At 42.2% G+C, this 13,266-nt stretch carries 11 protein-coding genes and 1 pseudogene; 4 read left to right on the plus strand and 8 right to left on the minus strand.

What is annotated here, in order from left to right:
* Nucleotides 1–51: 51 nt before the first annotated feature.
* Nucleotides 52–530, minus strand: a pseudogene (locus ES754_RS12185) (transposase); the annotation flags it as partial.
* A 404-nt stretch (nt 531–934) separates the two neighbouring features.
* Here ES754_RS12185 and ES754_RS02365 point away from each other — a divergent pair.
* The 3 genes from ES754_RS02365 (at nt 935) to ES754_RS02375 (ending at nt 2,981) form a co-directional block, all read left to right on the plus strand.
* Nucleotides 935–2,281, plus strand: coding sequence for a serpin family protein (locus ES754_RS02365; RefSeq protein ID WP_147221699.1), 1,347 nt, complete (start codon nt 935–937; stop codon nt 2,279–2,281).
* A 119-nt stretch (nt 2,282–2,400) separates the two neighbouring features.
* Nucleotides 2,401–2,616: a hypothetical protein gene (locus ES754_RS02370; protein WP_147221701.1), complete on the plus strand. Its 216-nt coding sequence runs from the start codon at nt 2,401–2,403 to the stop codon at nt 2,614–2,616.
* A gap of 86 nt (nt 2,617–2,702) precedes the next feature.
* Nucleotides 2,703–2,981: a hypothetical protein gene (locus tag ES754_RS02375; protein ID WP_147221703.1), complete on the plus strand. Its 279-nt coding sequence runs from the start codon at nt 2,703–2,705 to the stop codon at nt 2,979–2,981.
* Between the two features lie 199 nt (nt 2,982–3,180).
* On the opposite strand, the gene ES754_RS02380 is transcribed toward ES754_RS02375, so the two are convergent.
* From ES754_RS02380 to ES754_RS02410, 7 genes are all read right to left on the minus strand, one after another.
* Nucleotides 3,181–4,107 carry a bestrophin family protein gene (locus ES754_RS02380; RefSeq protein WP_147221705.1) on the minus strand — a complete coding sequence of 309 codons (927 nt, stop codon included), beginning with the start codon at nt 4,105–4,107 and terminating at the stop codon, nt 3,181–3,183.
* A gap of 570 nt (nt 4,108–4,677) precedes the next feature.
* On the minus strand, nt 4,678–5,403 hold the full coding sequence (locus ES754_RS02385) for a DUF3726 domain-containing protein (protein ID WP_147221707.1): 726 nt from the start codon (nt 5,401–5,403) through the stop codon (nt 4,678–4,680).
* Between the two features lie 58 nt (nt 5,404–5,461).
* The gene (locus ES754_RS02390) at nt 5,462–7,174 is read right to left on the minus strand and encodes a hypothetical protein (RefSeq protein ID WP_147221710.1); all 1,713 of its coding nucleotides are present in this window, start codon (nt 7,172–7,174) and stop codon (nt 5,462–5,464) included.
* A 103-nt stretch (nt 7,175–7,277) separates the two neighbouring features.
* Nucleotides 7,278–8,939 (minus strand): BCCT family transporter, encoded by a 1,662-nt coding sequence (locus ES754_RS02395; protein WP_147221712.1) that lies wholly within the window; start codon nt 8,937–8,939, stop codon nt 7,278–7,280.
* 149 nt (nt 8,940–9,088) lie between these two features.
* A complete protein-coding gene (locus ES754_RS02400) occupies nt 9,089–10,078 on the minus strand; it encodes a membrane dipeptidase (RefSeq protein ID WP_147221713.1) in 990 nt (329 codons plus the stop codon).
* Nucleotides 10,079–10,176: 98 nt separating this feature from the next.
* Complete coding sequence (locus ES754_RS02405; protein ID WP_147221715.1) at nt 10,177–11,640, minus strand: aldehyde dehydrogenase family protein; 1,464 nt, start codon at nt 11,638–11,640, stop codon at nt 10,177–10,179.
* Nucleotides 11,641–11,715: 75 nt separating this feature from the next.
* Nucleotides 11,716–12,105 carry a RidA family protein gene (locus tag ES754_RS02410; protein WP_147221717.1) on the minus strand — a complete coding sequence of 130 codons (390 nt, stop codon included), beginning with the start codon at nt 12,103–12,105 and terminating at the stop codon, nt 11,716–11,718.
* A 176-nt stretch (nt 12,106–12,281) separates the two neighbouring features.
* Between ES754_RS02410 and ES754_RS02415 the strand changes: the two genes are divergently transcribed.
* Complete coding sequence (locus ES754_RS02415) at nt 12,282–13,187, plus strand: LysR family transcriptional regulator (protein WP_147221719.1); 906 nt, start codon at nt 12,282–12,284, stop codon at nt 13,185–13,187.
* The last annotated feature ends 79 nt before the right edge of the window (nt 13,188–13,266 follow it).

Genomic DNA, 13,266 nt, shown 5'->3' on the forward strand with positions numbered 1-13,266 from the left:
AGATGAAGAGACTGGGCTCAAATTGTGTTTTGAGCTATGCTTTCAATTGTGATCAACGCCATAGCGCTGTTTGGTCTTAGTATGCGCCACTCTAACCAGTAGTTCACACTGGCTTCTGTGGATATTCTGCTCACTAATGCTATGACTTATTCAGTCATAGTAGCTTGATGGTTTAACGTTTAATACACGACACATAAGAGTAATGCTAAAGGTTTTCTGGTTGGCTTTAATCAAAGCATACTCCACGAGCTATCTTTGGCAAAGCACGCTGTGGCCTTTTTTAATACCTCATGCTCGTCTTTAGCTACTTTCAGCCCCCAACTTGAGCATTTTTTCTCTTTTATAATAGCCATCAATTGCGGATCGTATTCTTTAGTGCTTTTGAGTTTACCTTCACTCGCTTTATCTTGCCAATTGGATAACGTTTGCATCGTTATTCATACCTGCCGAGCCGTAGCACTCAAGTTACCGTTGTTGTCTGCAGTTTTTTTGACAGCTTCTACTTTAAATTCTGCACGATAGCTCTGCATTTCCTCGTCATGGTAAACTCCTCGTCGAGTGGTCAGCTTACCAAGTTTATCTCCATTATTTCTTCAGCATAGCTCAGCTCAAAAGGCTTTTAGAGGATGTGCTTTCATGTGTTTTATCCTTAATTTCTAACATAGCATAAGGACCATATGTTAAACCAGCGCCACTATTGCATTGAGTTCTGAGGATTTTTTTTGCTTGTCATAAACACACTCAATAGAGTTTCCATGTCCATACTTGCTAATTCAGACGTTTAGTACGCCATAGGCAGATACACACGTGATGAGTAGCAGCAGAATTTTTATAATATTTTTTAATTGCACTAGTATACATTTGAGTGTAAACAATGGGTAGGCATGACACTAGAATGCCATAACATTAACTCTAAACTATTAGTGAGTCAGCTATGCAAAGTAACCAGTATCATTATTTTAAAACATCACACCATAATCGTGTTATAGGTGCATTGGCGATCAGTAGCCTATTAGTGATAATCGGTGGCTGCGACAATACCATAAGAAATAATGGAACTGATGCTGTTACAGACATGATTACTCATAATCAGACAGCTATTGATAACCAAGCGCTTTCAACTGAGGTAGTGAATACTGTCGCAACATCCGAGGGTAATGCTGAAGTCGTCACTGCCAACAATCAATTCGCCATTGAGATGTATCAGCAGATAAATGGGCAGCCGCAGCAAGCAGAAAAAAACGTATTTTTCTCGCCGTATAGCTTGTCTACGGCGATGGCCATGCTATACGCCGCAGCGGAAGGGGAAACGAAAGCACAAATTCAGAAAACCTTTAATTATCCGTCAATGGATATACTCAACCCCAATAGCACCGCGCTTTATAATCAATTTAATAAACCCAATCCCGACTACAAACTTGCCACCGTCAATGACTTATGGATGCAACAAGGGCTAACCCTCAATAAGTCGTACGCAGATACAGTGAAACATTATTACAGCGGCCAAGTGACCGCTCTTGATTTTGAAGGCAGTCCTGATCCCGCGCGTCAGACTATGAATAAAAAAATTGCTGAGAAAACCAATCAGTTGATTCCTGAATTACTACCCAAGGGTAGCATTCAATCTGATACTGCCGTGGTACTAACCAACGCCGTCTATTTTAAGGGGGATTGGACCCTGCCTTTTACGGCTGCAAAAACCAGTGCCCAGCCTTTTTATAATGCTATAGGCAGAGCCTCTACCGTCCAGATAATGCAGCAACAGTCTTATTTTGACTATTATGAGGACAAACAGGTACAGATCGTACAATTGCCTTACAAGGGTGACAACTTATCCATGCTCGTGGTATTACCCAAATTCAACGACAAGCTTGCTATGCAGCAGTTAGCCAAGCGTTTAAGTGCGACTAAAATTGAACAATGGAGTGTAGGCTTAGTAAGGCAAGACGTGAACCTTCATCTGCCAAAATTTAAGTTAGATGCGCGTTATCAGATGAAAACATTGCTCGCTGATATGGGTATGCCAAAAGCGTTTCAGAATGGGGCTGAATTTAACTTATTTTCTGATGGCCCACCGATAAAGCTCGATGAGGTTTATCATCAAGCAGTAGTCACCGTCGATGAAAAAGGGACGGAAGCGGCAGCAGCGACGGCTGCTGTGGGTATGTATACTGGTATGTCTTATCCTGTGCAATTTAAAGCCGATCATCCATTTATGTTTATCATAAAAGAAAATAAAACCGATGCGATATTGTTTTTGGGGCAAGTGAATAAACCTTAGTTGGCGGCAATAGATAAAGAGTTAAGTAGCCAACAAAAAGGATAATCATGTTAAATTTTTTAAAACATAAAAAGGAAGATAGCTGGGTTGATACTGCAATAATAATAGTTATACGCCTTATGATTACGAGCTTTTCTGTGGTATTAGGCTATTTACTAGCTTCCGCTGCCACGATGGGACCACCTATTGCACCCCATATTTGGAATGGTGGTCTGGATGGCGGTATTAGAATAAGCATTATCATTATTAGTTTTGGCTCGTGTGCTGCTGTATTGATTTGGTTTGTTTGGACACTATGTAGTGATGTTTATCGAATTATTATTCGTACCAAATAAACGTCTAGTGAGCTAACTCCCAAAAGAAGGATTATAAAATGCGCTTTTTATATCGCATACCTATTTTGCTCATAACGTTTTTGTCCATGCAAACTGTATGGGCTTGTATGCCGCATTCACCAAATGATGTATTTTTTAGCCGTCTACAGTCATCACAACCCTCGCTGATGGATAGTCAGCAAAAAGGTTTTAATTTAGAGTTCAGCAATCACCGCTTCGTTTTTCGCACCCTTAAAACTTGGTTTATGTACTCTACACCGAAGCAATGGCAAAGTGATTTTCAGCTGAAAGGCATTGAGCCAAATGACTTGATTATTGGTTTGGCTTATAATACAGATGAAGATCAAGCTTATTACTTACAGTAGCTACAAGCCAGTGCTTATTAAATAGCTCTACCCTTTGGTTAGGACTTAAACTTGTAGTGATGTTGACAACAATTTTTTGATATAGTTGTCGTGTACTTCGTAATGTATATAACGTTGAATTTTGAGATTAAATAGAATTATTTTTGAGTTGTAAACATAACAAAGACCTACTATATGCCAATCATTCAATGCATACCATTTACTGTAAGTAACCTTTTATAGGAACAATATCAGGTGGAATCTCACTTTCTCCTAAGGCTTCTAGTAGGTTAATTTCGATAGTGCGCGATATCGTCGTCAGTGGCAAATGGTTGGCAGCCACACCAAAAGGATCCGTTATCTCTTCACTGAGCGCATCGAGACCGAAAAAAGTGTAGGCAATGACGCCGCAGACTAAAGGGGTGACCCAGCCTAAAGAATTTGCCAAGCCAAAAGGCAACATAAAGCAATACAGATAAGTCGTGCGATGCACCAATAGGATGTAAGCAAATGGCAGGGGTGTACTATGAATGCGCTCACAGGCAGCCAAGACCACTGTCATAGATGTCAGACGTTCATCCATATTTTGTATCATAAGATCCGAGGTTAGCTGCTGGCGGCGACTATAGCCGAGCTGTTTGCCCAGCAGTCGCATGAGATACTCGGGTAGGTTTCGCGCTTGGCGCATGCTGTCGTGATATTCAGGCTCTACAAAACGGTCAACGTCTTCCCACGGCGACGTACCCCGAAGTCGATGACGCAGCGCATGAGTAAAAGCAATGTTAAGGTGAATCATACGTTGCTGGGTCTGCCGTCCGGTTTCTGTTTCCTCATCTATAAATGAGAGCACTTGACGCGTTAAGCTACGCGAATCAAATACCAACTGACCCCACAAGCACCGACCCTCCCACCAGCGCTGATAGCTGGCATTGTTACGAAAACCTAAAAACAGAGACAACGCGATGCCCAGCAAGGTAAATGGCGCGGTACTATAAGAGGTAAAATAGCTTGGAATCCAGTGCTGAACCGCTGATATTAAGGCACTAAGCAGGGTAATGAGTAAAACTTGGGGATAAATGTGTGGAATTACAGAGCCGCGCAGGGTAAAAAGGATTTTGAATGCATTTGGTGTCTGCCGGATTATCATGTAAACTTCCTAGCGATGAGGTCTGTGAGTGCGCCTTTAAATCTACAGTATTATTTCAATATAGAGTCGGAAGTTGTAAAGCTTAAACTGTCCTACTCAGCGAAATAATTTTAGCGTCAACCGACAGACTGCTTTTTTAGCGCACGTTAATTAAAATTTAAAGTAAATTTTAACACAACTATTCATCAGCTAGTGAACTTGCCTGAGCTAAACGTACCTGAGCATTGCTTTTAGACTTTAGATATCAGTGCGTGGAATTTCGCCCTTTTAGCAGCAACACATCAGCTATATTTAGGTTTTTCTTTTATTTTAAAAGTTCTCTTCTAGCAGGGTTCCCTTCTAGATAATCTTCGACATTATCTGATGAATCACTCATGCCTTACTCCTTTTAGCACTCTTTGAGCATCACAATAACAGCAGACTACCAAACTAAATTTTCATACTGGACTTATCGCTATCGTTGATCAAGGTTGGCATCAACATTAATAGCTTTAACTAACAATCAATTTATTTCAAGAAATAGATGAAAAAACATGGTTTTAAACCTATTCTTGAAAGTCTTATCATAGTCTACACGCCACCTGCCCCTTTACTTGACGCTTCGCTATTTTCGACCAGTATCGCTGCAGCACTTTTCTTAAGTGTTGCCCACTGCCCATCATCAATATAAATACCTTCTTTCCAAGCGCGTTTATGCGTTGCAAACAGCTCGTCCGTTGACACTTTACGGTCAAAGTGTTCGATTTCTTGTTCAATATCAAAATTCGATGTCGCAAGCTCAATAACCATATCATTGGTATTGTAATTGTCCTGTGCTTCATTAAAATAATAGATATCAGGATAGACAAAACCTTGATTCAAGGTAAATAAAGTATGCTTCGGTGCTGTACCATTATCCCATTTAGCCAGACAAGCGATACCTTTTGCAGCCAGATTTACCAGCTCACTATAGGCTAACCAGCGGTTATGACAGTTGTGTAAATAGATTTTAAAATGCTCACGATTGCCCATTTTTTCAAGCGCATAATCCATCACTACTGGTAGGTGACAGACTAAGCTACTTCCATGTAAATCTAAGCTGATTTCACCCTCGCCTTGAGAGACAATATCAATAGGCATATCACGCTCAGACAGAATAAAAGGACTGGCATTGTTAAAGTGTAGGATACCGTTGAGGCCAGCCATCTGTAGCTCTGCCACCATAGAGGCAATCAAATCTGCTTCACCTACTTCACGCTGCATGCCTAAAAAGGCTTTGTTTACCGTCGTGACGATTTCATTATGCGATACGATCATGTCTCAACGCTCCTTGTTGTACGAATAAATATGTCAGTAACTGGCTCGTTTTCGATTACTAGTCTAAGACTGGCAATAAGGGAAATAACCACTCATCGCTATGTACTTCATCAAATAACGGCGCACCTTGGAACAAGGTCACACGCACCCAGCGGTCAGATCTTGGATCAAATTTGGTGGCGCCAAACATCGATAACTTACAGCGTAACAGATGCATAGGTAAGGCGGTTTTTTGCAGCACATTAATTTGAATATCACCCATCTTTTTATGGCCCATGGTCCAAACTCGTCGAGCAATTGAGCGGTACTTTGGCTGCCCTAAAATGAACTCTGAAATAAGCTGCTGCGAATCGGCTTGCTGCAAGGCTAAATATAAAGCATTCGCTTGCCGGCCAATATCTAACAGAAACTCTTTATCGTCGCCATGTTCTTGACCGCGTATACCCATTCTTGGCTCTTCTTTATCTTCAGAGCGATACCAAAACCAGTAAACATTATCTTCTGCTCCAAAATCAATGTTGATTGCCCATTGATAACGATCCTCTAAGACGTCTATAAGCTCTTGCACGATTTTACCACTGGGTAGCGACATACTCTCATCTGCATTGACTTGCTCGGCGAACCCATCAACGCGCTCAGGATAAAGCTCCATCATGCAAGAGATAATGACCTCTTGGCTCTCAAAACTAAGATGGTCATTGCGCTGTAAAAATTCAGCCCAAGTGCTACAGACTGCAAGTTCAGTTGTGAGATTATTCTGCAACTTTGTCAGCTCATCAACGACGATACTATTAAGTAGGATTTGTGGCTCATTAATAGTAACCACTTCAGAGAAATGCTGGATGGCGCGATTCATTAAACTTGAGAATTTTTGTATTTTGTTATGGTTAGCTTCAGGCTCGATATCACAGACCAACACGGCTTGTAATGCGCCTTCACGGGTACTTAACCATTGATCGACGACACAAGGATGGTTAATTAAATAAGGGGCCATTCCAAGACCGGTGGCATTACCAATACCTAAATAACGCTTGATCTCTGTATGTAAGCTAACTGCTTTATCGCCACCTTTTTGCTTAGCCAAATAGTCCACCAAATCAAGGCTGAATTCACGCAGTAGATAGACCGCACACATCTGCGCGCGAAAAGACTGATTAAAATCTTCGCTATGATCTAACGGTTTAAAGTCAAAAATACCAAACTTGCCATTGCCATAGACGGCAGTAGTACGCAGGATATAACCGACTTGTGCCAGTACATCAAGGTCAGGCTGCTGCCCCTCAGCAAGCGAGCTAACGATATGATCGAAGACCCGCACGCTTTTATTTGCCCGTGCCAACACCATAACCATATTAGAATTGCGCCCTGCTTCTTGTAGCGGCACATTTGCTTTTAGGTTTGCCAATAACTCATCGCCTATTTCGCCATAAACCAAAGCAAACGTCACATCCCACTTTTGCGCAATCACGCGATCGTTACGTTCTTCATCGGCAATTTGGTTGCAGAATACGACTAAGTGATAAACGTGCTCAGGCGTTTGCAAGCGGTAAATCACTTGCCCGTAGCCATCCGTATCTAAATCCCATAGATGCTTGCTTAACGTCCAATTTTCTTTATCAATTTTACGTAGCAATGAGCGCACAAAGCTGATACGGGTTTGGTGCATCGCGCCCAGCCTTTCAGAGTGCATCACTACATCAGGTGTACGGAAGCTGACGGCGTCTAAATTTCCATTAGCTAGCTTTTCATTGTTTGGCAAAGTATGTTCCATATAGCTATCACCTTAAATAATGGGTTAAGCCAATAATTTACTTGATAATTCTAATGACTGGTGTCCATTAGCAAATAAATTACCCGCTATATCAATGACGACCTTAATCTATTTCTTTGGTAATGTTTTCTTTAGCAAGCTTTTCTTCAGCGATTCTATGATCAGTTTCTACTCGGTTAGGACGATAAAGATCTTGATCGTGCGCCATTTGCTGCGCAATTTTTGGTCCATTCCATAACGATGGTAGAAGAATAAAGGACACAGGCACAGCGGTAATCACGATAAAGGATTGCAAGGCAGTCACGCCACCTTCACCAAGCGAGATTAAAACAATAGCCGTTACCCCCATCATGATGCCCCAAAAGGTACGGATGATAGCGTTGGGCTCGCGCTCGCCACTGATAACGACACTGATGGTATAGGTCATCGAGTCACCAGTAGTGACAATAAAGACCATGGTTAAAATGATAAATAGTAACGAGGTAATTAAAGGAAACGGTAACTGTTGAGTGATTGCTAACAACGCACCAGGAAGATTAAACCCTTCAAAAGCAGTGCTGACACTTCCTGGATTTGCAATCTCAAAAGCCAGACCTGTACCACCAACGACCGTGAACCAAAAGCAGGTAACCAATGGAGCAATAATACAAACCGTCGTAATTAATTGGCGAATGGTACGACCGCGCGAGATACGCGCAATAAAGATCGCCATCATCGGGCCATAACCCAAGAACCAACCCCAAAAGAACACCGTCCAGCCACCAAGCCAGCCTTCATCACCGCGAAAAGTTGCCATCGGAATAAAGTTATGGACCATCGTGCCAACGCCTTGAATATAGCCATTCACGATAAACTTAGTTGGCCCAAACATGATAATAAAGGCCATTAGTGCGACAGCCAGTATGACGTTAAAACGACTAAGTATTTGCATACCTCGGGCAAGTCCACTGATTGCCGAGAGGGTATAAAGGGCAATAGCAAATACAATAATAATCAGCTGGGTGGTAAAAGTATCAGGGACACCGAATAAAGTATTTAGTGCGTAACTGGTTTGTAAACCTAAAAAGCCAATGGGACCAATCGTACCGGCAGCAACGGCGACAATACAGCAGGCATCGATAATCGCTCCAGTATGACCGGTAAGTACGCGGTCACCAAAGACAGGATATAAGAGCGTACGCGGCTTAAGCGGCAACCCTTTATCATAATGCAAATGCATAACCACAATAGCGGTTAAGCTACCAACAATTGACCATGCTAAGAAACCCCAATGCATAAACGATTGGGATAGCGCATTAAAAGCGCGTTGTTGGATATCAGCTGTTTCAGCATATACAGGCGGTGCACTAACGAAATGAGCGATAGGTTCAGCGGCTGCCCAAAAGACCCCGCCACCCGCAAGCAATGTACAAAATAAAATGGCCATCCATTTAAAATTATCCATTTCAGGCTTTGGTAGGTTGCCTAAGATGACCCGTCCAGTGCGGCCAGCGCCAACGGCTAAGGCAATCACAAACGTCGCCAGCAGCAGAAGTTGCCAAAAAGGACCAAAAACATTGGCCGACCAAGTAAAGCCTAAATCAATTATTGTTGATAAGCGCTCTTCTGCAAAGATCGCCATTAAAACAAAGACAATAATAAAACCGCCACTGTACCAAAAAGCTGGATTTTTAAGTCCCAAAGTATCCGTATCCGCTGTTTTATCAGTGCTAACTGAGCGTCCTTGCCCACTATCTTTACTGTCAAATCCCTTTAAATCAGCCATGGTGTGGCTCCATATGATAATGTTGCGTCATTTAAATTAGAGTGACCTCTAAACAGCTTTATCTTGTCTTACTTCGCCTTTCCATACTTTATTTTCGATTATTCAAATAATATTTTTCCTTACAAAATAGTGAATTCTGTATGAGACTTTTAAGCGATAGGTTTTATGCCACTCTCAAGAAAATCAAACCAATTCTGTCCAATGATTTTTCCAGCATCTTTATCATTGAAGCCATGTTTTAATAAACCGTTATAAATATTTTCCATACCATCCTTGCCCGCAAACCACGGCAAAGTATCTGGCCAACCTGAGTTATTAGCATTGCCTTCACCATAGTCCATTTCCTTTGACCAACGACCGTTACGCATCCACTCGAGTACTGCTTGTGGTTGGTTAAGGCACAAATCACTACCAATCGCTAAATGCTCAACGCCATATTTATCAGCACAATCAGCAATCATGGTACAAAAATCATTTAACGTACAATCACTGCCATTCGGTAAATGAAACGGATATAAGCTGAAGCCTAATAAGCCACCTGCCTTGGTTAAAGCACTAATAACGGTGTCAGATTTATTACGCAACGCTTCATGCGCGGTAGTCGGATTCGCATGACTGATACATATCGGACGCTTGGATATCTCAATAGCCTCAAGCGTTGATTGCTCAGCGCTGTGTGACATATCAATAATCATCCCGACTCGATTCATCTCGACTATGGCTTGCTGACCGAAACGCGTAATGCCACTATCATTCTGTTCATAACAACCGGTTGCCAGTAAACTTTGGTTGTTATAAGTCAGCTGCATAATCAGCAATCCCAAGCGACGCATGACACTAATCAAACCAATCTCATCATCTATCGGTGAACAGTTTTGTGCGCCAAAAAAGATACCCACTTTGCCCTGTTGTTTCGCTGTCTCAATATCAGTCACTGAATACACCGGTAAGATCAGGTCTGAGTTTTGTTCAAAGCGGCTATTCCACTCGGCAAAGCGAGTCATCGTCTGCCGTGCATCCTCGTGGTATACCAAAGTGGCATGTACCGCATTGATACCACTGGCTTGCAGCATCTTGAAATAATTACGATCCCAATGGCTATACTGTAATCCGTCAATGACGATATGGTCTTGGTACATTTCAAATTCCTTTTATACTTTGTGTAAGTAGCCGCTAGGTGCACTTTTAAACTGCTGCGCCAATATTGATTGCGGCTAGCATCCTTTTTAATCAGCTTCTAGTACGCTTTCTGATAAGCTGTTTTAACGATGGTGTAAAACTCTTTGGCATACGTTCCTTGTTCGCGTGGACCAAAGCTTGACTCTTTACGACCACCGAATGGCACATGATAATCCGTACCCGCCGTTGCTAGATTGACCATGACGCAGCCTGCTTGTACTTGTTCTTTAAACATGGCGCTATTACGCAAGCTTTGCGTAATGATGCCACCAGTCAAACCAAAACGCGTGTCATTGGTCATGGCAATCGCTTCTTCTAAATTCTTCACACGCATCACACAAGCCATTGGCGCGAATACTTCTTCTTGGTTAACGTCCCAGCTATTATCAGTCTCGGTGAACAAAGTTGGCGACATATAGTAACCCTCATGCGGCATGTCTAATCGTTCGCCACCAAAGGCTAAATTGGCACCTAATTGCTTGGCTTTTTCGATCCAATCCATGTTAGACGTAAGCTGTTTGTCGTCAACAATCGGACCCATAAAAATACCGTCATCAAGCGCGTGACCGACTTTTAGAGTTTTCATTTTTGCCACTACACCGTCGACGAAAGCGTCATGAATACCGTCCATGACGATCAGGCGTGAAGAGGCAGTACATTTTTGTCCTGAACCACCAAATGCACCAGCAACGGCAGCGTCAATAGCAACTTGTAAATCAGCATCATCGGCGATGACCAACGCATTTTTACTACCCATCTCTAACTGGCAACGGACAAAGTTTGGTGCGGTTGCCGCAGCAACTTTGCGACCTGTTGCGACTGAACCAGTAAAGCTGACAGCATCGATATCTTTTGAATTGATTAAAGCATCACCGACTGATGAGCCACCACCCAATACTAAGTTAAACGTACCTTCTGGCAACCCTTGACGGTGAATGATTTCAGCTAAAGCAACCGCACTAGCAGGTGTTAGATTCGCAGGCTTCCAGATGACACTGTTGCCATAGGCTAACGCTGGTGCAATTTTCCACACGGCGGTTGCGGTTGGAAAGTTCCAAGGTGAAATGATAGCGACGACACCGACCGCTTCACGAGTGACCTCAACTTTTACCCCAGGGCGTACGGAGTCGGCAAGGTCACCCATCTGACGTAACACTTCTGCGGCATAATAATGAAAGAATTGACCAGCACGATAAATCTCACCGCGACCTTCAGCAAAAGGCTTGCCTTCTTCACGTGATAGCAAGGTACCTAATTCATCACAACGGGCAATCATCTCATCGCCAATCGCTTGCAGAATTGATTGCTTTTTTTCCATGGGCGTCTTTTCCCATTTTGGCTGTGCAAGGCGTGCAGCGGCAATGGCATCTTGTACTTGTTCGCTACTGGCTTGAGCAAACTCGCCAATCGTTTCGCTGATATCTGATGGATTAATATTGGCAATGGTATTACTACCCGCTTGCCATTCACCATTGATATAAAGTGATTTTTTTGGGTCTTGTTTGAGGGCTTGATTTGACATTATATTGTCCTTAGTTTATTAAAAATTTGAATGATGAAAGGTTTTGAATACTTAGGTAAATAGAGTCGAAAAGGTCTATGGTACAGCCGCATATACGACTAGCTCAACCAGCATTTCTTCTCTTGCCAATCCTGATATGACTAGCGCAGCACGGTTTGGGTAAGGTGTAGTAAAGTATTCAGCATAAACTTGATTAACCGTTTTTAGATACTCGCGATCTGTAACATAGATGAGTACTTGTAATACTGAATCCATACCTACATTGGCACATTCTAGGGTGTGCTTCAGGTTATCAAGCGTTTGCCGAGTTTGGGCTTCGATACCACCCGCAACTACTTCACCATTTTCATCAATAGGAATTTGCGCAGTATATAAAGTTCCATTGTTTGTGACTGCCCATTCAAGTGGCGACTTAGAGGCATAAAGTGAGGTTTTAACCGCTTGTTTGGTTGAGTGAGTGGTCATATCGTCATATCCCTTGATTGAATGGTTTCACAATTTATTTCTTCGTTAGTGATTATCCTACGCAATAAACAATGATAAATCTAACTAATTAAATATCAAAAATGATAGATTTAATCTATCATCAATAGTTAATATATATTTAATCAATAACAACAAGCACAAGGGCGCTAACCACTATGAAACTACAGCAGTTACGACATTTTTTATTTGTGGTAGAAGAAGGTGGGTTTCGTGCAGCAGCCAACCGCGCTAACAGGTCACAGGCAGCATTGTCCGCATCGATAAAGGAGCTTGAGAAGACACTAAATCAGCGTTTATTTGAAGTTGGCAATAAGGCAACATTGACCCCGTTTGGAGAAGGCTGTGTGCCCAAAATACAGCAGTTTCTCAGTGTCTATCAAGGATTAGAAGACGATTTACAGGCTATAGCATCAGGAGAAAAGGGGAAAATAAGGATTGCCAGTGTGCCATCGCTAGTGACTAAGCTATTGCCTAGCGTATTAGTCGCTTATTCAAAAAAATATCCAGATATTGAAATCGTATTGATAGATGATAATGCGGTTGGCGTAGCCAATCGATTACTTACGGGTGAAGTAGATTTGGCATTAGGAAACTGTACGAGTATTGATGAAAAAGAAATTGATTTTACCCTGCTTATATCAGATCCCATCGGTGTGGTTTGTCTTAAAAGTAATGAGCTGAACCATTTGCAAGAAAGTGATGAACTAACTCAGTCGCACGGGCTAACATGGCAGCAACTTATGGCGGAACCATTTATCTATAACGGTACCTGTAGGTTACTTGAGAATACACCTGCAGAAGCGCTCAATCGCAAGGCTCGCTATACGGTAGAAAATATTACCTCACTGTTCTCCTTATTAAGAAACGATCTTGGCATTACCACACTGCCGAAACTTGCATTTCCTTCTAATGAGCCTGAACTGGTCTGGATAAACTTACTCGATCCTTCCTTAAACAGACAAATCGGCATCTTTAAGCTGGCTAATAAGTCCATATCTCCACCGGCTCAAGCTTTTTATGAGCTATGTGTTGCCTATGTTCAGGAGAACTACTTGTTGTAATCTCTTAATAATATTATTAAGAGATTTTGATCTGTCACTACCCATGGCTTTGAATTCTAATCATAAGGTAGAGCGTAAC

It is taken from the genome of Psychrobacter frigidicola, from assembly GCF_007997305.1.
GTDB classification, from domain to species: domain Bacteria; phylum Pseudomonadota; class Gammaproteobacteria; order Pseudomonadales; family Moraxellaceae; genus Psychrobacter; species Psychrobacter frigidicola.